This window comes from Kitasatospora sp. NPDC059827 (genome assembly GCF_042731675.1).
Lineage (GTDB): Bacteria > Actinomycetota > Actinomycetes > Streptomycetales > Streptomycetaceae > Kitasatospora.
Window position 1 is genome coordinate 1 of sequence record NZ_JBHWIV010000079.1, and the last position, 17004, is coordinate 17004.

Below are 17004 nucleotides of genomic sequence, written 5' to 3' on the forward strand. Positions count from 1 at the left end.
GCCTGGGGGCGGGGGCCCGCGGACCGATCCGCGGGCCCCGGCCCCTGCCGTTCCGGGAGGCGTTCGAGGAGGCGTTCGGGGAGGCGTTCGGGGAGGCTCAGTCCTCCAGCCGGAAGCCGACCTTCAACCCGACCTGGTAGTGCTTCACCTGGCCCTCCTCGATGTGGCCGCGGATCTCCGTGACTTCGAACCAGTCGAGGTTGCGCAGCGTCCGGGAGGCCCGCTCCACCCCGTTGCGGATGGCCGAGGCGACGCTCTCGGTCGAGGACCCGACGATCTCGGTCACCCGGTACACGTGGTCGGTCATGGCGGACTCCCTCAGCTGTGCGACGGCCCCCGTCCACCGTGCACCGCCCCCGCCCCGCCCGCACCCCGACGACGGCCGACCGAAGGCCGACCGGAAGCCGGATCCGCCGAGGCGCTTCCTAGAAGGCCGCGCGGACCTCGCCGACCGGGGCGCCGCCGCCGAACAGCGGGGCTGCGCCGATCCGCTCGACCGCGTCGTCCGCGCCGGTCACCCCGAGCCGGCGCAGCGCCGCCGCCAGCACCGGGCCGCGGGCCCGCTCGGAGCCGTCGTCGATCTTGAAGGCGAGGGCCCGGCCGTCCGCCAGCGCGACCACCTGGACGGCCTCGGCGCCCATCTTGGAGAGCGCGCCCGGAACGGACCGCATCAGCAGGGTGTCGGCCCGGCGGGTGCCGGCCACGTACTCGGGGTGGGCGCGCATCGCGTCGGCCACCCGCCGCTGCGCGGTGCCCTCCCCGGCCAGCACCAGGCGGCGGTAGCCGCGGGCCAGGCCGGTCAGCGTGACGGCGAGCAGCGGGGCGCCGCAGCCGTCCACCCCGGTGTGCGCCGGGGTCTCGCCGGTGCCCTCGGCGAGGGCCTCGCGGGCCAGCTCCTGGATCGGGTGCGCCGGGTCGAGGTACGTCTCGGTGTCCCAGCCGTTGGCGACGCAGGCGGCCAGCCAGCCGGCGTGCTTGCCGGAGCAGTCCATCAGGATCGGGGCGCGCCGTCCGCCGGCGGCGAGCAGCAGCTCCGCCTCGGTCTCGTCCAGGGGCAGGTCGGCCGGGGTGCGCAGGGCGGACTCGTCGAGGCCGGCGGAGCTCAGGATGGCCCGTACGCCGTCGAGGTGGAACGATTCCGCGGAGTGGCTGGAGGCCGCCAGGGCCAGCAGCTCGCCCTCGATCGCCAGCCCGGCCCGCAGGGTCGCCATCGCCTGGAACGGCTTGGCGGTCGAGCGGGGGAAGACCGGCGCGTCGGGGTCGCCGAGCGAGAACTCCACCGAACCGTCGGCGGCCAGCAGGACCAGGGAGCCGTGGTGCCGGCCCTCGGTGAAGCCCGAGCGTATGACCTCGGCGAGCACGGGCGGGGTGGCGGACTGGGACATCGCGGAGCCTTCCGGGGGCGAGGGTGGGCCGGGAGGAAGCCGGACCCCACCCACCCCGCGACGACTCACCCGGTCTAGAGCGGCCTCTCCGAGAGCAGGTCGTCGACCCGTGCTTCCCCATCACGGTACCTGCGGGTGATCTCGGCGTTGCAACCGTCCGCCGTCCGCAGCAGCCGCTGGCGGCGGCCGGACACCTCGCGCTCGTGGGCACGCAGCCGCTCCAGGGCGGCCAGAAGTTCCTCCGCCGGGTGGGCCGCCAGGTCGGCGAGCTGGACGTCGCCCATCAGCGCGTCCGCCTCCAGCTGGGACTCCTGGGTGCGCGGCGGCCCGAGGGTGACGTGCCGGGCCGAGCGCCGCACCGTGGAGGGCGCGTCGGTCAGGATGGCCGGCAGCCGGTCCAGCAGGTCACCGCCGGGCTCCTCGCCGACCGCCGGGGACGGGTGGGCGGGGCCGCCGCCGGGGCGCCGGTCGAGCTCGGCGCGCAGGATGTCCATCCGCCCGTGCAGCAGCCGCCGCAGGTAGGACAGGTCGGCCTCCTGCGCCAGGGTCTCCCGGCGCAGGATCCGCAGCTGGTCCAGGCCCAGCGCCTCCAAGTCCGGCTCACCGCCCTGGACGGCCGTCCAGGACCGGTCCCCGGCGGCCTGCGCCACCGGTCCGGAACGGCTCCACGCCGCGCTGCTCGCGTCCATCATCCAGCCCACCTGCCGTCGTCCGATCCCGCCCGCTCGCGGCACCCCGTCCCTGCCGCCGGCCCGGCCCGTCCCCCGACGGGCTCGTGCGTCCCGTCCGTTGGCACGCCCGGGGGCCCCGAAGGGTTCCACTCCCCGGCCGGGACCACCCGCCGGGGCGACCCCGACAGAACGCCTGACCTACCGGCTCGACCGCCCGGCCGAACCCGGCCCGGTGCGGCGGACCTCCAGGCGCGCCGGGCCTTCGTGCGGTCCCCCAGCGTGCCACCCCACCCGGCGCGCGCGCACCGCCCGTGCACCCGAACGGCCCCCTGGCGAACGGGGGTGGCTGATATGACCGGGCCTTTCCGCAGCAGGAGCAGCGCCCGAACCTGCGCAGGCGCGCACTGCACGGCGTGCGCCACCCTTGTGCGCGCCCCGGGTGTACGCCCCCGGATTCCCCCGAGACCCCACGGCGCGCCCCGGTGCTCCGGCACAATGGCGGCATGCGAGCAGTGGTGCAGCGAGTGACCGAGGCCCGGGTGACCGTGGCCGGAGAGACCGTCGGCGCGATCGAGGGGCCCGGGCTCTGCGTCCTGGTCGGCGTGACCCACGAGGACACCCCGGCCAAGGCGGCCCAACTGGCCCGCAAGCTCTGGACGCTGCGGATCCTGCCGGTCGACGGCGAGGGCGTGGAGCAGAGTTGCTCGGACATCGGCGGCCCGCTGCTGGTGATCAGCCAGTTCACCCTCTACGGCGACGCCCGCAAGGGCCGTCGGCCCACCTGGACCGCCGCCGCCCCCGGGCCGGTCGCCGAACCGCTGGTGGACGAGGTCGTGGCCCAACTGCGCGCGCTGGGCGCCAAGGTGGAGACGGGCCGGTTCGGCGCCGACATGCAGGTGGCGCTGGTGAACGACGGCCCGTTCACCGTCCTCGTCGAGGTCTGAGGCCCCGGAGCGCCCGAGGGCCGGGCCCCGGGCCGGCGCCGTGAGGCCCCGGTCCCGCCCCGGCCCGCCCCGGCCCCTGCCCGGCCTACTGCGGGACGATCACGTCCTGGGTGCCCGGCACCGTGCCGGCCAGCAGCACCGCGTCCACCGGCACGTTCCGCTTGACGACCGCCAGCGCGATCGGCCCCAGCTCGTGGTGCCGGGCCGAGGAGGTCACGAGGCCCAGCGCCCGGCCGTCCGGGTCGGAGGCCAGCCGCACCTCGGTGCCGTGCGGGGGCAGCGTCTCCTCGGTGCCGTCCAGGTGCAGGAAGACCAGCCGGCGCGGCGGGCGGCCCAGGTTGTGCACCCGGGCGACGGTCTCCTGGCCGCGGTAGCAGCCCTTCTGCAGGTGGACGGCGGTGCGCAGCCAGTCCACCTCGTGCGGGATGGTCCGGTGGTCGGTCTCGAAGCCGAGCCGGGGCCGGTGGCCCTCGATCCGCAGCGCCTCGTAGGCCCAGACGCCGGCCGCCGGGCCGTACCCGGCGGTGCGCTCCGCCAGCTCGGCGCGCGGCACGAACAGGTCGCGGCCGTACGGGAGTTCGCGGACGGCGGCGGCGCCCTCGACGGAGCCGGTGGAGCCGGCCGGCAGGTGGACCACGGCGTAGTCGGCGGTCGCGTCGACGACCTCCACCCGGTAGAAGAACTTCATGCTCTCCAGGTAGCCGATCAGCGCCTCCTGGGTGCCGGGCTCGACGTGCGCCCAGGTGGTGGTGCCGTCGTCGACCAGGTAGAGGGCGTGCTCGACGTGCCCGTTCGGGGAGAGCACCAGCGCCTCGGTGGCGTGCTGCGGCTCCAGCCCGCTGACGTGCTGGGTGAGCAGCAGGTGCAGCCAGGCGAGGCGGTCCGCGCCGGTGACGGTGAGCACACCGCGGTGCGAGAGGTCGACGAAGCCGGTGCCCCGGGACAGGTTCCGTTGCTCGCGGAAGATGTCGCCGTAGTGGGCGGCGACGCCTTCGTCGGCCCCCTCGGCGGGGACGGCTCCGGGCAGGGCAAGCAGCGGGCTCTTCACACCGGTCATACCGGCCAGCTTACGACCGCTCGTCGGCCCGCCCGGCGGCGCAGTCGGCACAGCGGCCGAAGATGGCGAAATGCTTGAGGTCGGTGTCGAAGCCGTGCTGCTCGCGCAGCCGGTCGATCAGCGGCTGGGCGATCTCGGTGTCGGTCTCGGTGACCTTCTCGCAGTCCCGGCAGACCAGGTGGAGGTGGTGGTGGCGGCCGGCCAGGTGGTAGGTCGGGGCGCCGTGGCCGAGGTGGGCGTGCGAGACCAGGCCCAGCTCCTCCAGCAGCTCCAGGGTCCGGTAGACGGTGGAGATGTTGATGCCGCTGGCGGTCTTGCGGACGTGGCAGAGGATGTCGTCGGGGGTGGCGTGGTCGAGGGCGTCCACGGCCTCCAGCACCAGCTGCCGCTGCGGCGTGAGGCGGTAGCCGCGCTCGCGCAGGTCGGTCTTCCAGTCGCCCGAGAGCTGCCAGTCGGTGGTGCCGGTGTCCGCCACGGTTTCTGTCCCTGCCAAGGTCGGGGGTCCTGGGACAAGTGTAGGGACCGGCCGGCGGCCGGTCCCTACCTCGTACGCAGAACGTCCCGGGACGGGCCTACTTGAAGAAGGCGATGCCGTCGTCCGGCAGGTCGTTGATGTCCTTGATCAGCTGGGCCGGGCTGAGCACCTTCTTGAGCTGCGCGGACATGTACGGGCGCAGCGGCACGTTCGGGGCGGCCTTCTCGCCGACCCAGAGCAGCTCGCCGTTGACGAAGCCGTACAGCCGCTTGCCGCCGGAGTACTCCGGGGAGCCCTCGATCCGGGCCACCGCGTCGGTCGAGACGTCGACCTGCGGCTTGCCGTCGGCCAGCTCGCCGTACCAGATCTCGACCGTGCCGTCGTCGCGGACCGAGGAGATCTCGATCCCGCGGACGCCGCTGGTGCCGTCGTGGTTGCTGGTGATGCGCCAGAAGGCGTGCTCGTTCTCCAGCGGACGGACCTTCTCGCCCTCCTCGTCCAGCACCCAGGTGCGGGAGCGGAACTCCAGGAAGGGGCGGCCGTCGTGACGGATCACGATCTCCTGGCCGAAGTTGCACTTCTCCGTGCCGGGGCCCGCCTCATTGGGCAGAGGGGCGTAGACGCCCGCGCCCTCCCAGGTACCAAGGAGGAAGGCGAGCGGGACGACGTCCCTGTGGAGGTCAGAGGGGATCTCGATCATGTTCCTGGTCGCTGTCGTGGTCGGTGCGGTCTGCCTCAACCGTACGGCAGGGTCAGCGCTGGCCCTGGTACAGCTTCATCACCGAGAAGATGGCGAACCAGGTGATCAGCACGGCCATCAGGGCCAGCAGACCGTCGAAGAAGATTTCCAGACCGGACACGGGGGGCTCCCAGGCGGCGACAGTGTGGTGGATTTTGCTCGCGCTCACTCTATCCGGAGGGCTACGGTCGGTCGCGGTGAGCCCCACCACGTCGGCTTCCGCGCCGCAGCGTAGCCGCCGCGCCGCCTCCCCCGGGCGCCGTTCAAGGTTTGCCCACGGGATTCCACGATGACGGCGGACGGGGGCGGCGGGACCTCTAAGGTGGCGCCATGTCGAAGAAGCTCGTCATCAAGGTGACCGCCGGTGCGGACGCGCCCGAGCGGTGCTCACAGGCCTTCACGGTGGCGGCCGTGGCCGTCGCCAGCGGGATCGACGTCTCGCTGTGGCTGACCGGGGAGTCCTCCTGGTTCGCGGTGCCGGGGAGGGCCGCGGAGTTCGAGCTGCCGCACGCCGCACCGCTGCCGGACCTGCTGGAGTCGATCCTGGCCTCCGGCTCGGTGACGCTGTGCACCCAGTGCGCGGCCCGGCGCGGGATCACCCAGAAGGACACCGTCGAGGGCGTCCGGATCGCGGGGGCGCAGGTCTTCGTCAGCGAGATCATGGCGGACAACGTCCAGGCGCTCGTCTACTGACGCCCTACGGGCGTTCCTCGTGGTCGGGGCGGTCCCGGTCGGGGCGGTCCCGGTCGGGGCGGTCCCGGTCGTGGCCGGGCTCGTCCCACTTCGGGTCCTCCCAGCGCGGGTCGTTCCACCAGTCGTCGTCCGGGTCCCGCTTGTTGGCGAACACCGCGGCGGCCGGCGGGATGACCATCGCGACCACGCACAGCCCCACCGCGGCTCCCACCGAGAAGAACCGCACCACGCCCCAGGCCAGGACGAACAGGCCCAGGCACACGCCCATCATGGCGTAGTAGTAGCGCCGCCGACGCCTCGTCTGCACGTCTTCCACGGTACGACCGAGGGCCCCCGCGCGGCAGGGGCCCTCGGCGTGATCGTCCGTGCCGGTCAGACCGCGATCGCGACCTCGACGGCGGTGCCCTGGGAGGCCACCACCTGACGGTCCACGGTCTGGCCCGGGACCAGCGCCCGCAGGGTCCACTTGCCCGGGCGGGCGAAGAACCGGAACTGGCCGGTCGCCGAGGTGGGCACCTCGGCCGTGAACTCGTTGTTCTCGTCCAGCAGCCGGACGTAGCCGTTGACCGGCTCACCGTCGCGGGTCACCGAACCCTGGATGATCGTCTCGTTCGCCACGTCAACTCCTGCCAGGTCCGGCCCGCCGGCCTTCGCACCGCACATGTCTGTCTCCTTCTGACTTACGGGTCGAGCCGGGGGCTCAGTTGCTGCCGAGCTCGATCGGCACGCCGACCAGGCTGCCGTACTCGGTCCACGAGCCGTCGTAGTTCTTCACGTTCTCCTGGCCGAGCAGCTCGTGCAGCACGAACCAGGTGAGCGCGGAGCGCTCGCCGATCCGGCAGTAGGCGATGGTGTCCTTCGCCAGGTCGATGCCCTCGGCCTCGTAGAGGGCCTTGAGCTCGTCGTCGCTCTTGAAGGTGCCGTCGTCGTTGGCGTTCTTCGCCCACGGGATGTTGCGGGCGCTCGGCACGTGGCCGGGGCGCTGCGACTGCTCCTGCGGGAGGTGGGCCGGGGCGAGCAGCTTGCCGGAGAACTCGTCGGGCGAGCGGACGTCGACCAGGTTGAGGGTGCCGATGGCGGCGATCACGTCGTCGCGGAAGGCGCGGATCGAGGAGTCCACGGCCTGCGCCTGGTATGCGGTGGCCGGACGGGCCGGGACCTCGGCGACCAGGTCGCGGGAGTCCAGCTCCCACTTCTTGCGGCCGCCGTCCAGCAGGCGGACGTCGCCGTGGCCGTACAGCTTGAAGTACCAGTAGGCGTACGAGGCGAACCAGTTGTTGTTGCCGCCGTACAGGACGACGGTGTCGTCGTTGGCGATGCCCTTGGCGCTGAGCAGCGCCTCGAAGCCTGCCTGGTCGATGAAGTCGCGGCGGACCGGGTCCTGGAGGTCCTGCTTCCAGTCGATCCGGACGGCGTTGCGGATGTGGTTCTTGTCGTACGCGGAGGTGTCCTCGTCGACCTCGACGATGACGACCTTCGGGTCGTCCAGGCGGGCCTGGACCCAGTCGGCGTCGACCAGGACGTCGCTGCGGCTCATGGTGGTGTTCTCCATCCGAGGGCGGTTTGCGGAAGGTGCTGCTCAGCTGCTCAGCGGGGGTGCTGCCGGGGTGCTGCCGGGGTGCCCGAACGGAGGCGGTCCGAAATCCTGTCCGAATGATGGGACGGAGGAGGAGAACCGGGACGACCGGGCGGAGGACTGCGGAGTACGGCGGGGACCATCGGCCCCGAGGGCCGGACGAGGTCACCGGAAGGTCGGCGGCGGGCACGAACTGCCCTGCCAGAATGCCGACTCAGCGCATTCGACACAGACAGGCGGCCACGCGGCACAGGTCGACCGCCCGCCGCTTCGTGAGATCCGTCTGTCGCTTCATGCCGACGATGCTAAGGACACCGGAGGCCCGCTGTCATCAGCGTATCGAATGTCGAGACCAGAACGACCGGATACTGGGATTCGCCCTCGGTGCGGCCCGCCGGGCGGCGGGCCGGCCCCCGCCGACGGCCCACAACGGGCGGAAACGACACCGCCCCGCGGTCCGCGCTGGACAGCGCGTCTCGCGGAGCGGAACGGGGGGTGCCCCTTCGGAACGGCCGGCGGCGGCCGGCGGGCGGGCAGCAGGCGGGCGGCGGGTCAGCCCAGCAGCTTGACGTCCTTGCCCTCGAAGGACAGCTGGAGGCCCTCCGGCAGCGGCGCCACGCCGTCCTTCGCGGCCAGCTGGAGGCCGGCCGGCATCGAGTCCAGGGTGAAGCTGGCCGGCTCGATCTTCCGGTTGCCCAGCCCGGCGACCATCTCGGCCAGCGAGCTCAGCTTGAGACCGTCCACGGTGATGGTGTTGCCCGTGTTATGCACGGTGGCCTCACCCACCGAGACCGGCCCCAGCGAGGCCTTGACCTTGCCCGGGCCGCCGTACGACAGGCTCAGCCGGGCGTTGCCGCCGACCGGCAGCGAGGCGCCGCCCATCAGCTGGGAGGCCGGGGGCAGCAGCTGGGCGAGGTCCTGGTAGCTGATCACGCCGCTGCCGGCGCCGCTGTCCACGGTGGCGCTGTTCAGGCTGTCGCTCACCTCGACCCCGGACAGCTTCGCCTTGAAGGAGTGCAGCGCCACCTGCTGCCCGTTGTTCCGGACGGTCAGCCCGTCCGAGGAGATCCGGACGTCGTCCAGCTTCTTCGAGACCACCTGGGTGAGGAACGGGAAGCCCTCGATCGTGACGTCCGGGCGCTGGCTCATCCGGCCGTTCTTCACCAGCTGGTCGGCGGCCTCGTCCTCGGCCACTCCGACCGCGATCCGGTCCGCGCCCACCAGCAGCCCGGAGAGCACCACCAGGCCGATCGTCGCCTTCAGCCATCCGCGCATCGTGTCCCCCGTCGTCGCCGGTCGCCGTCGTCCGTCCCGGAGCCGCGCCGGGCGCGACCCTCCCGCACGACCGTACGACGTCCCGCCCCGGACGGTGGTTCCGGGGCGGGACGCGGTCGTGACGTACCCGACTCAGCCGGCCAGCAGCCCGGTGGCCATCCAGATCAGCGGCGCGGCCACCGCCAGCGGCAGCGCGACGCCCGCCGTCATGTGCACGAAGCGGGACGGGAAGTCGTACGCCGCGACCCGGCGGCCGACCAGCGCCCCCACGCCGGCGAGCGCGCCCAGCGCCGGCGGCGCACCCACCAGCAGGCCCAGCAGCACCGCGGCGACCAGACCCAGCACCGGGCCCAGCTGCTTCGGCCCGGGCAGCGGAGCCGCCGCCAGCACGGTGGCCAGCGCGACCGCGCCCACCCCCGCCGGCACCCAGTCGGCCAGCAGCAGCGTGGTGCACAGCGCCGTCACCACGGTGGCCGACCCCAGCACCGTCAGCGCGTAGAACCGCTCCTTCGGGTCCGACGGGCGGAACGTCTGGAGCACCAGCACCAGCAGGAAGAACCCGCCCAGGGCGCCCACCACGGCCGCCGCACCGCCGTCGGCGTCCGCCAGCAGCACCGCCACGTCGGCGGTGAGCCCGGACAGCGCGGCCAGCAGGATGCCCTGCCGGGCCGGCCACATGCCGTTCAGCCGGAACCAGCCGGCCGCCGTGAGCAGCTGCAGCGCCGCCACCACCAGGGCCAGCGCCACCTGCCCCAGCGCGGCACCGCCGGCCAGCAGCGCGGCCACGGCGGCGGTGATCAGGGCGGGCTGGAGGCCCGGATCGATGATCGGCGAACCGGTCCGACCGCCCGGGGCCGCTGCCGCGGCCGGGGACAGGGCCCCCGGGAACGGGACGCCCGGCACCGGCTGCACCGGGACGGCGCCGTACGACGGGGTGGCGGGCAGGTCCGGGCGCTTGAGCGTCATGGTCGGCGGGTCGAAGCCCGGCCCGGCGTCGGGCGCCCCGACGGGCGGCACTGCGGCCGCCGGATGCCCGACCGGCGCGCCCTGCGGGGCACCGTGCTCCGGGAAACCCTGCTGCGGGGCGGTCCGCGGCGCCGGGGCGGGCGCCCCGGCCGGAGCCGCGTGCCGCGCCCGGGAGGGCGGCGGCGGGGCCTGCGGCGGGTACGACTGCGGGTACGGCTGCGCCGCCGGAGGCTGCGGCGGGTACGGCTGCGCCGGGCCCTGCCGGGGGTACGGCTGCGCAGCCGGGGGCTGCTGCACCGGCGGCCGGCCGTACTGCGGCGGCGGGGCGACCGGCATCGCGCCGGAGACCGTCACCGGCGGCAGCAGCGTGGTGGCCGCCGCGTCGTCCAGCGGCGGGACGGGCGGGAGCAGCGTGGTCGCCGCGTCGTCCAGCGGGGGCACCGGCGGCAGCACGGTGGTGGCGTCGGCGTCGTCCACCGGATAGCCGTACGGGTGCTGCGGCTGCTGCGGGTGCTGCGGCGCGTGCTGCTGCTGGTACTGCTGCGGATGCGGATAGGGCTGCTGCGGCTGCTGCGGCCAGTTGCCGTAGCCGCCGCCGTGGTTCGGGTCGTTCATGTCCGTCACGCCGCTCAGCCTCCCGCGAACGGCGGGAGGATCTCGACCGTCCCGCCCTCGGTCAGGGCCACCGTCGCGTGGTCCCGGCCGCCGACCTGCGCGCCGTCGACCAGGTACGAGCAGTGCCCGAGCAGCTGGACGAGCTTCGGCCGGTCGGCGTGCCGCTGCCTGGCCGTGGCCAGCGCCTCCGCCAGGGTCGCCGCCTCGTACGGCTCCTCGGCCAGCCCGGCCTCGGACTTCGCCGCCGCCCAGTAGCGGATCGTCCCGCGCGCCCGGGCGCCGCTCGCGGGCTCGGTGGTCGCGCCCATCGGGCCACCCCATTCCGTTCGTCCTCGCCCGGCCCCGGTGACCCGGTCCGGCTCGCCACCGGAGCTGCCCCGACCACTCGAACGATGGACCCGGGCAGCGCCGCCGATGTGCGTCCCATGATGGCGTGTCCGCCGGTGCGAGCGGCAATCGCCCTGGCCCGACCGGCCCGCAGCGGCGCTCGAAGCTGTGGCCAGGCTCACCCGGCGCACGCCCGGATTGGGCGAACCGTCGGATTCGCGCACTCCCGGCACGCGGAGCGGTCGGCTATCCTCGACCTCCAAGAGGGATCCGGGCAGAGTCGCCCCCGGGTCCTTTTGTGCTTTCAGGACGCCAGTACGGACGTTCGTGCGATTCGTCGGCCCACCCCCGGCGCATCGCGGGAACCGCCCCGCTCTCGCGGCACAAGGACGTGCCGGGCCTGCCGGGGTGTCGCCACCCGGCACCGGGCCGCCACCCGGGACCGGACCAGACCGGAGGGTTCGCGGGATGAACAGGGCAGAAACGGTGCGCCGCGGGTTGCGGGACCCCCGGTGCGCCGAGTGCTCCCACGAGACCCCCGGGGCGTCCTCCCCCCTCCCCTCAGCACCTGCGCCCACCGGCTGCGGCGGCAGCCTGGGCGCGACCGCGACGACCCGGAAAGGGGACCCCCGGGTATGAGTTCACTGCTCCTCCTCACCAACGCACTGCAACCGTCCGCCGAAGTGCTACCCGCCCTCGGCCTGCTGCTGCACAACGTCCGGGTGGCCCCCGCCGAGGGATCCGCCCTGGTCGACACCCCCAGCGCGGACGTCATCCTGGTCGACGGGCGGCGCGACCTGCCGCAGATCCGCAGCCTGTGCCAGCTGCTGCGCTCCACCGGCATCGGCTCCCCGCTGATCCTGGTGGTCACCGAGGGCGGCCTGGCCGCCGTGACCGCCGAGTGGGGCATCGACGACGTCCTGCTGGACACCGCCGGCCCGGCCGAGGTCGAGGCCCGGCTGCGGCTCGCGCTCGGCCGCCTCCAGGTCGCCGCCGACGACAGCCCGATGGAGATCCGCAACGGCGACCTCTCGGTCGACGAGGCCACCTACTCCGCCAAGCTCAAGGGCCGGGCGCTCGACCTCACCTTCAAGGAGTTCGAGCTGCTCAAGTACCTCGCCCAGCACCCCGGCCGGGTCTTCACCCGGGCCCAGCTGCTCCAGGAGGTGTGGGGCTACGACTACTTCGGCGGCACCCGCACGGTGGACGTGCACGTCCGGCGGCTGCGCGCCAAGCTCGGCGTGGAGAACGAGCAGCTGATCGGCACCGTGCGCAACGTCGGCTATCGCTTCGTCGTCCCGGAGAAGGCCGACAAGAGCGAGCGTCCGGACCTCTCCCAGCGCCCCTCGGCCCCACTGGAGGCCTGACGGGGACCGGCCCGAGGAGCCGGGCGGGTCGGGCGGGCCGTCGGCCCGTCCGGCTCGTCCGGATTGCTCCCGGTCCCGCCCCGGAACGGCCCCAGCTCCCACTGCCGCCCCGGGGACCACACGCGTAGACTCCCCCCGTGGCCAAGGTGACGCGCGACGATGTAGCCCGACTGGCTGGGACCTCGACCGCGGTCGTCAGCTACGTGATCAACAACGGGCCGCGCCCGGTCGCGCCCGCGACCCGGGAGAAGGTCCTCGCGGCGATCGAACAGCTCGGCTACCGGCCGAACAGCGTCGCCCAGGCGATGGCCTCCCGCCGGACCAACCTGATCGGCATGGTCGTCCCGGACGCCCGCCAGCCCTTCTTCGCCGAGATGGCCCACGCCGTCGAACGGGCCGCCTCCGAGCGCGGCAAGCTCGTCCTGATCGGCAACTCCGACTACGTCGACGACCGCGAGGTCCACTACGTCCGCGCCTTCCTCGGCATGCGGGTCTCCGGGCTGATCCTGGTCAGCCAGGGCCCCTCCCAGCGCGCCGCCGAGGAGTTCGCCGCGATGGAGGGCGCGAAGGTGGTGCTGCTGCACCGCCGCCCCGAGGCGATCGACGACGTCGCGGTGGTCACCGACGACGTGGGCGGCGCCGAGGCCGTCGTGCGCCACCTGCTGGAGGTGCACGGGCACCCGTACGTGGCCTGCTTCGGCGGCCCGGTGGAGTCCCCCGCCCCCGGCGACCCGGTCATCGACCACGTCGAGGGCTGGCAGCGCGCCATGGACGCCCACGGCATCCCCACCGAACCGCACCTGATCGACGCCCCCTTCCACCGCTACGGCGCGTACGACGTCGCGCTGCGGCTGCTGCGCTCGCCCGACCGGCCCCGGGCCGTCTTCTGCTCCACCGACGACCAGGCGATCGGCGTGCTGCGGGCCGCCCGCGAGGTCGGCCTGCGCGTCCCCGAGGACCTCGCGGTGGCCGGCTTCGACGACGTGCCCGAGGCCGCGCTCGCCGACCCGCCGCTGACCACCGTCGCCTCCGACCGCGACGCGATGGCCCGGGCCGCCGTGGACCTGGTGCTGGACGACTCGCTGATGGTGCCCGGTTCGGACACCGAGCGGGTCCGCAAGTTCCCGTCCCGCCTGGTCATCCGCCGTTCCTGCGGCTGCGGCGGGGCCGCACCCGACCGGGCCCCGCTGGACTAGCCGGAGCGGAACCGCCGGTTCCGCTCCAAGAGCTGCCTGACCAGGCTTTATGAGAAGTCAACGGGCTTCTCGCCGCGTTCTGAGCCGCTTCTCATCCCGTCCTCATCCACCGGGCGGAACTTGGTCGGCATGAGCGAACAGCGGCACAACCCCAGCGAGCAGTACGGTCCGTACGAGCCCCGCGTCATCGAGGGCACCGTGCTGGGCTCCGACACCGACGGCACCGACCCGCGCACCGACCCGCGCACCGGGTACGGCCACCACCAGGACGGCACCGACCCGTACGCCGGGTACGGCCACCACCAGGACCACTCCGGTGCCGCCTTCGGCGCGACGCCCCCTCCGCCGCCGATGCCGCCCGAGCCCCCGACGCTGCTCGGCCACCCCTCCGGCCCCGAGGGCCCCGGCCGCCACGGCGGCCGGGCCCGGCGCGGCCTGCTGCGCGGGCGGCTCGCCCTGGTGACCGCCGTCGCCGCGATCGCCGCCGTCATCGGCGGGGTCACCGGCGGGGTCATCGCCGCCGACCGGCAGTCCTCCGACAACCGGGTCGGAACGATCGCCAGCCCCGTCTCCGCCCGCACCGACGGCACCGCCAACGTGCCCGCCATCGCCGCCGCCGTCTCGCCCAGCGTCGTCCAGATCACCGTCAAGGAGAGCAACGGCACCGCCACCGGCACCGGCGTCGTCCTCAACGCCGACGGCCAGATCCTCACCAACTTCCACGTGATCGACGGCGCGTCGGCCGGCGGCCGGATCACCGTCACCTTCAAGGACGGCTCCACCGCCCCCGCCACCGTGACCGGCACCGACAAGAACCTCGACGTCGCCGTGATCACCGCCAGCGGCGCCAAGAACCTCACCCCCGCCGTCCTCGGCGACTCCTCCACCGTCGCCATCGGCGACCCGGTCGTCGCCATCGGCAACCCCGACGGCCTCACCGGCACCGTCACCTCCGGCATCATCAGCGCCGAGAACCGCGACGTCACCGTCCAGCTCGACGAGGGCTCCACCAGCGGCAACGGCGGCTTCGGCCTCCCGTTCCTGCCCGGCATGCCCGGCCTGCGCGGCGGCGGCGCCCAACAGCAGCAGCAGAACAGCGGCAGCAGCACCACCTACAAGGCCTTCCAGACCGACGCCGCCCTCAACCCCGGCAACTCCGGCGGCCCGCTGATCAACGCCAACGGCCAGGTCATCGCCATCAACTCGGCGATGTACGCGCCCAGCGGCTCCGGCTCCTCGGGCAGCAGCGGCGCCGGCAGCGTCGGTCTCGGCTTCGCCATCCCGATGAACGACATCAAGCAGGTCCTGCCGAAGCTCGAATCCGGCCAGAGCCTGTGAGCCACAATCCGTAGGAGCCGGTGAACGTCCGCGAGGCGGACAATTGCCACCAGCAGCAGACCCAGCAGACCCGACAGCGGGCCCTCCACCCGACGAGAAAGGGCAGCAGCCCATGACCCCGTCCGCCGACGACCGCACCCCCGCCGAGGCCGGCCACCCCTCCGCCCGGCTCCTCGTGGTCGACGACGAACCCGCCCTCCGGGACGCCCTGGAGAGCAGCCTCGCCTTCGAGGGCTACGAGGTCGCCACCGCCACCGACGGCTACGAGGCCCTGGAGTCCGTCGAGCGCGACAAGCCCGATCTCGTCCTGCTGGACATCATGATGCCGCGGATGGACGGCCTCACCGCCGTCCGCCGGATGCGCTCCCGCGGCGACACCGTCCCCGTCCTGATGCTCACCGCCCGCGACGCCGTCGGCGACCGCGTCACCGGGCTCGACGTCGGCGCCGACGACTACCTCGCCAAGCCCTTCGAACTCGACGAACTCCTCGCCCGCGTCCGCGCCCTGCTGCGCCGCAACGCCCTCGCCACCGAGGCCGCCGCCCGCGCCGCCGCCGAGGACGACAGCGAGGTCCTCGCCTTCGCCGACCTGCGGATGAACACCGCCACCCGCGAGGTCACCCGGGCCGGCAAGCCCGTCGAACTCACCCGCACCGAGTTCATGCTGCTGGAGATGTTCCTCTCACACCCCCGGCAGGTCCTCACCCGCGAACAGATCCTCAAGGCGGTCTGGGGCTTCGACTTCGAGCCCTCCTCCAACTCCCTTGACGTGTACGTCATGTACCTGCGCCGCAAGACCGAGCAGGGCGGCATGCCGCGCCTCATCCAGACCGTCCGCGGCGTCGGCTACGCCCTCCGCCCGGCCGCCGGCACCAGCGCGTGAACGCTGTTCCGCCCCCGCCGCTGGCCCCGCCGCGGGTGGTGCCCGGCAGACGCCAGCGCGTGGTCCAGTGGTACCGCTCCCGCTCCCTGCGCGGTCGCCTCACCTTCATGAGCGCGGCCGCAGTGGCCGTGGCCATCGCGCTGTCCGCGCTGGCCTGCTGGTTCATCGTGGACAAGCAGCTGTACAGCCAGGTCAAGACCGACCTGGTCAGCGCACCCCCCGCCATGGTCGGGAAGAACCTCAACCTGTACGCGAACCCGGAAGCCGCGCTCGCCGCCAACCAACCCCGTCCTGGCACACCGGAGTTCAGCGGTGCGGCACCCCGCGACACCCAGTTCGTGACCCCGAACGGCGTGGGCCTGCCCCCCGGCTCGAACCGGGCGATCGTGATCAAGCCGGAGGACGCCGCCGCGTTTCAGCTCAAGCCCGGCCAGTACATCGTCCGGGACGGGCACTACACGAACGGCGACCCGGCGCTCGTCCGGCTCAGCTCCGTGCAGCACGTCTCGCAGCCCACCGTCGCCATGGTCGCGACCCCGACCCAGCCCATCGAGGAATCCCTCCAGGGCCTCGCCATCCTCCTCGGCGCCGTCTCCCTCGGCGGCATCCTGCTCGCCGCCGTCGCCGGCCGCCTGGTCGCCCACTCCTCCCTCAAGCCGGTCGACCAACTCACCGACGCCGTCGAGCACATCGCCCGCACCGAGGAAGTCGGCAGCACCATCCCGGTGAACGGGGACGACGAGATCGCCCGGCTGTCCACGTCCTTCAACTCGATGAGCACCGCCCTCGCCAACTCCCGCGAGCGCCAGACCCGGCTGATCGCCGACGCGGGCCACGAGCTGCGCACGCCGCTCACCTCCCTGCGCACCAACGTCGACCTGCTGATCCGCAGCAACGACACCGGCCGCCCGCTGCCCCCGGCGACCAAGACCAAGCTGCTGGGCAACATGAAGGCCCAGATGCAGGAACTCACCGTGCTGATCGGCGACCTGCTCCAGCTCTCCCGCCCCGACACCCCGAAGGCCGGCCCGAACCTGACCGTGGTCGCCCTGCACGAGATCGCCGGGCGCGCGGTCGAGCGGGCGAAGCTCCGCGGCCCCGGGCTGGTCTTCGAGACGACCGTCGAGCCCTGGTACGCGCACGGCGACGCGGCGGGCCTGGAGCGGGCCGTGATCAACCTGCTGGACAACGCGGTGAAGTACAGCCCGCCCGCCGGCACCATCGAGGTCCGGCTCCAGCAGGGCGTGCTGACCGTCCGCGACCACGGTCCCGGCATTCCGCCGGACGAGCTCCAGTACGTCTTCGACCGGTTCTGGCGCTCCCCGTCCTCGCGTCAACTCCCAGGCTCCGGCCTGGGGTTGTCGATCGTCGCGCAGAGCGTCCGGGAGGCGGGCGGCGAGGTCACGCTGGGCCCGGCCCAGGACGGCGGCCCCGGCGCGCTGGCGACCGTACGACTTCCCGGCGGCCCCGCCCCCGAGTAGCCGCCGGGAACGGCAG

At 73.6% G+C, this 17004-nt stretch carries 20 protein-coding genes; 7 read left to right on the plus strand and 13 right to left on the minus strand.

Annotation, left to right across the window (positions count from 1 at the left end; translation table 11 throughout):
• Positions 1–97 precede the first annotated feature (97 nt).
• From ACFV8H_RS33150 to ACFV8H_RS33160, 3 genes are all read right to left on the minus strand, one after another.
• On the minus strand, positions 98–307 hold the full coding sequence (locus ACFV8H_RS33150; RefSeq protein WP_375888757.1) for a dodecin: 210 nt from the start codon (positions 305–307) through the stop codon (positions 98–100).
• Between the two features lie 118 nt (positions 308–425).
• Positions 426–1385, minus strand: coding sequence for an asparaginase (locus ACFV8H_RS33155; RefSeq protein WP_380407348.1), 960 nt, complete (start codon positions 1383–1385; stop codon positions 426–428).
• A 74-nt stretch (positions 1386–1459) separates the two neighbouring features.
• Positions 1460–2077: an ABC transporter substrate-binding protein gene (locus ACFV8H_RS33160; protein ID WP_380407350.1), complete on the minus strand. Its 618-nt coding sequence runs from the start codon at positions 2075–2077 to the stop codon at positions 1460–1462.
• A gap of 482 nt (positions 2078–2559) precedes the next feature.
• Here ACFV8H_RS33160 and dtd point away from each other — a divergent pair, with 482 nt between their 5' ends.
• Complete coding sequence (dtd, locus tag ACFV8H_RS33165; RefSeq protein ID WP_375888765.1) at positions 2560–3000, plus strand: D-aminoacyl-tRNA deacylase; 441 nt, start codon at positions 2560–2562, stop codon at positions 2998–3000.
• Positions 3001–3085: 85 nt separating this feature from the next.
• On the opposite strand, the gene ACFV8H_RS33170 is transcribed toward dtd, so the two are convergent.
• From ACFV8H_RS33170 to ACFV8H_RS33180, 3 genes are all read right to left on the minus strand, one after another.
• The gene (locus ACFV8H_RS33170; RefSeq protein WP_375888864.1) at positions 3086–4048 is read right to left on the minus strand and encodes a YgfZ/GcvT domain-containing protein; all 963 of its coding nucleotides are present in this window, start codon (positions 4046–4048) and stop codon (positions 3086–3088) included.
• 19 nt (positions 4049–4067) lie between these two features.
• Complete coding sequence (locus ACFV8H_RS33175; RefSeq protein ID WP_380407351.1) at positions 4068–4550, minus strand: Fur family transcriptional regulator; 483 nt, start codon at positions 4548–4550, stop codon at positions 4068–4070.
• 79 nt (positions 4551–4629) lie between these two features.
• Positions 4630–5232 (minus strand): FABP family protein, encoded by a 603-nt coding sequence (locus tag ACFV8H_RS33180; protein WP_375888866.1) that lies wholly within the window; start codon positions 5230–5232, stop codon positions 4630–4632.
• A gap of 369 nt (positions 5233–5601) precedes the next feature.
• Here ACFV8H_RS33180 and ACFV8H_RS33185 point away from each other — a divergent pair, with 369 nt between their 5' ends.
• The gene (locus tag ACFV8H_RS33185; protein WP_375888771.1) at positions 5602–5964 is read left to right on the plus strand and encodes a DsrE family protein; all 363 of its coding nucleotides are present in this window, start codon (positions 5602–5604) and stop codon (positions 5962–5964) included.
• A 4-nt stretch (positions 5965–5968) separates the two neighbouring features.
• Here ACFV8H_RS33185 and ACFV8H_RS33190 read toward each other — a convergent pair whose 3' ends face one another.
• From ACFV8H_RS33190 to ACFV8H_RS33220, 7 genes are all read right to left on the minus strand, one after another.
• Positions 5969–6235: a hypothetical protein gene (locus tag ACFV8H_RS33190; protein WP_380407391.1), complete on the minus strand. Its 267-nt coding sequence runs from the start codon at positions 6233–6235 to the stop codon at positions 5969–5971.
• A 101-nt stretch (positions 6236–6336) separates the two neighbouring features.
• Positions 6337–6627: a DUF1416 domain-containing protein gene (locus ACFV8H_RS33195; protein WP_030288989.1), complete on the minus strand. Its 291-nt coding sequence runs from the start codon at positions 6625–6627 to the stop codon at positions 6337–6339.
• Between the two features lie 37 nt (positions 6628–6664).
• The gene (locus tag ACFV8H_RS33200; protein ID WP_375888776.1) at positions 6665–7501 is read right to left on the minus strand and encodes a sulfurtransferase; all 837 of its coding nucleotides are present in this window, start codon (positions 7499–7501) and stop codon (positions 6665–6667) included.
• Positions 7502–7754: 253 nt separating this feature from the next.
• Complete coding sequence (locus tag ACFV8H_RS33205) at positions 7755–7835, minus strand: Ms5788A family Cys-rich leader peptide (protein WP_350517234.1); 81 nt, start codon at positions 7833–7835, stop codon at positions 7755–7757.
• A 257-nt stretch (positions 7836–8092) separates the two neighbouring features.
• The gene (locus ACFV8H_RS33210; RefSeq protein ID WP_375888778.1) at positions 8093–8815 is read right to left on the minus strand and encodes a DUF2993 domain-containing protein; all 723 of its coding nucleotides are present in this window, start codon (positions 8813–8815) and stop codon (positions 8093–8095) included.
• 132 nt (positions 8816–8947) lie between these two features.
• Positions 8948–10405, minus strand: a complete 1458-nt coding sequence (locus ACFV8H_RS33215) for a hypothetical protein (RefSeq protein ID WP_380407353.1) — start codon at positions 10403–10405, stop codon at positions 8948–8950.
• A gap of 5 nt (positions 10406–10410) precedes the next feature.
• Positions 10411–10704, minus strand: coding sequence for a MoaD/ThiS family protein (locus tag ACFV8H_RS33220; protein ID WP_380407355.1), 294 nt, complete (start codon positions 10702–10704; stop codon positions 10411–10413).
• A 654-nt stretch (positions 10705–11358) separates the two neighbouring features.
• Between ACFV8H_RS33220 and ACFV8H_RS33225 the strand changes: the two genes are divergently transcribed.
• The 5 genes from ACFV8H_RS33225 (at position 11359) to ACFV8H_RS33245 (ending at position 16988) form a co-directional block, all read left to right on the plus strand.
• Entirely contained in the window at positions 11359–12090 is a 732-nt protein-coding gene (locus ACFV8H_RS33225; RefSeq protein ID WP_380407357.1) for a winged-helix domain-containing protein, read from the plus strand.
• Positions 12091–12227: 137 nt separating this feature from the next.
• A complete protein-coding gene (locus ACFV8H_RS33230) occupies positions 12228–13286 on the plus strand; it encodes a LacI family DNA-binding transcriptional regulator (RefSeq protein WP_380407359.1) in 1059 nt (352 codons plus the stop codon).
• A 129-nt stretch (positions 13287–13415) separates the two neighbouring features.
• Positions 13416–14624, plus strand: coding sequence for a S1C family serine protease (locus tag ACFV8H_RS33235; protein WP_380407361.1), 1209 nt, complete (start codon positions 13416–13418; stop codon positions 14622–14624).
• 112 nt (positions 14625–14736) lie between these two features.
• Positions 14737–15507: a response regulator transcription factor gene (locus ACFV8H_RS33240; protein WP_380407363.1), complete on the plus strand. Its 771-nt coding sequence runs from the start codon at positions 14737–14739 to the stop codon at positions 15505–15507.
• Between the two features lie 107 nt (positions 15508–15614).
• Positions 15615–16988, plus strand: a complete 1374-nt coding sequence (locus tag ACFV8H_RS33245; RefSeq protein WP_380407365.1) for an ATP-binding protein — start codon at positions 15615–15617, stop codon at positions 16986–16988.
• Positions 16989–17004 lie beyond the last annotated feature (16 nt).

Coding starts and splice junctions, on each gene's coding strand:
- ACFV8H_RS33150 (WP_375888757.1), bottom strand. CDS start 307: ATGACCGACCACGTGTACCGGGTGACCGAGATCGTCGGGTCCTCGACC.
- ACFV8H_RS33155 (WP_380407348.1), bottom strand. CDS start 1,385: ATGTCCCAGTCCGCCACCCCGCCCGTGCTCGCCGAGGTCATACGCTCG.
- ACFV8H_RS33160 (WP_380407350.1), bottom strand. CDS start 2,077: ATGATGGACGCGAGCAGCGCGGCGTGGAGCCGTTCCGGACCGGTGGCG.
- dtd (WP_375888765.1), top strand. CDS start 2,560: ATGCGAGCAGTGGTGCAGCGAGTGACCGAGGCCCGGGTGACCGTGGCC.
- ACFV8H_RS33180 (WP_375888866.1), bottom strand. CDS start 5,232: ATGATCGAGATCCCCTCTGACCTCCACAGGGACGTCGTCCCGCTCGCC.
- ACFV8H_RS33185 (WP_375888771.1), top strand. CDS start 5,602: ATGTCGAAGAAGCTCGTCATCAAGGTGACCGCCGGTGCGGACGCGCCC.
- ACFV8H_RS33190 (WP_380407391.1), bottom strand. CDS start 6,235: ATGATGGGCGTGTGCCTGGGCCTGTTCGTCCTGGCCTGGGGCGTGGTG.
- ACFV8H_RS33195 (WP_030288989.1), bottom strand. CDS start 6,627: ATGTGCGGTGCGAAGGCCGGCGGGCCGGACCTGGCAGGAGTTGACGTG.
- ACFV8H_RS33200 (WP_375888776.1), bottom strand. CDS start 7,501: ATGAGCCGCAGCGACGTCCTGGTCGACGCCGACTGGGTCCAGGCCCGC.
- ACFV8H_RS33205 (WP_350517234.1), bottom strand. CDS start 7,835: ATGAAGCGACAGACGGATCTCACGAAGCGGCGGGCGGTCGACCTGTGC.
- ACFV8H_RS33210 (WP_375888778.1), bottom strand. CDS start 8,815: ATGCGCGGATGGCTGAAGGCGACGATCGGCCTGGTGGTGCTCTCCGGG.
- ACFV8H_RS33220 (WP_380407355.1), bottom strand. CDS start 10,704: ATGGGCGCGACCACCGAGCCCGCGAGCGGCGCCCGGGCGCGCGGGACG.
- ACFV8H_RS33225 (WP_380407357.1), top strand. CDS start 11,359: ATGAGTTCACTGCTCCTCCTCACCAACGCACTGCAACCGTCCGCCGAA.
- ACFV8H_RS33235 (WP_380407361.1), top strand. CDS start 13,416: ATGAGCGAACAGCGGCACAACCCCAGCGAGCAGTACGGTCCGTACGAG.
- ACFV8H_RS33240 (WP_380407363.1), top strand. CDS start 14,737: ATGACCCCGTCCGCCGACGACCGCACCCCCGCCGAGGCCGGCCACCCC.
- ACFV8H_RS33245 (WP_380407365.1), top strand. CDS start 15,615: ATGAGCGCGGCCGCAGTGGCCGTGGCCATCGCGCTGTCCGCGCTGGCC.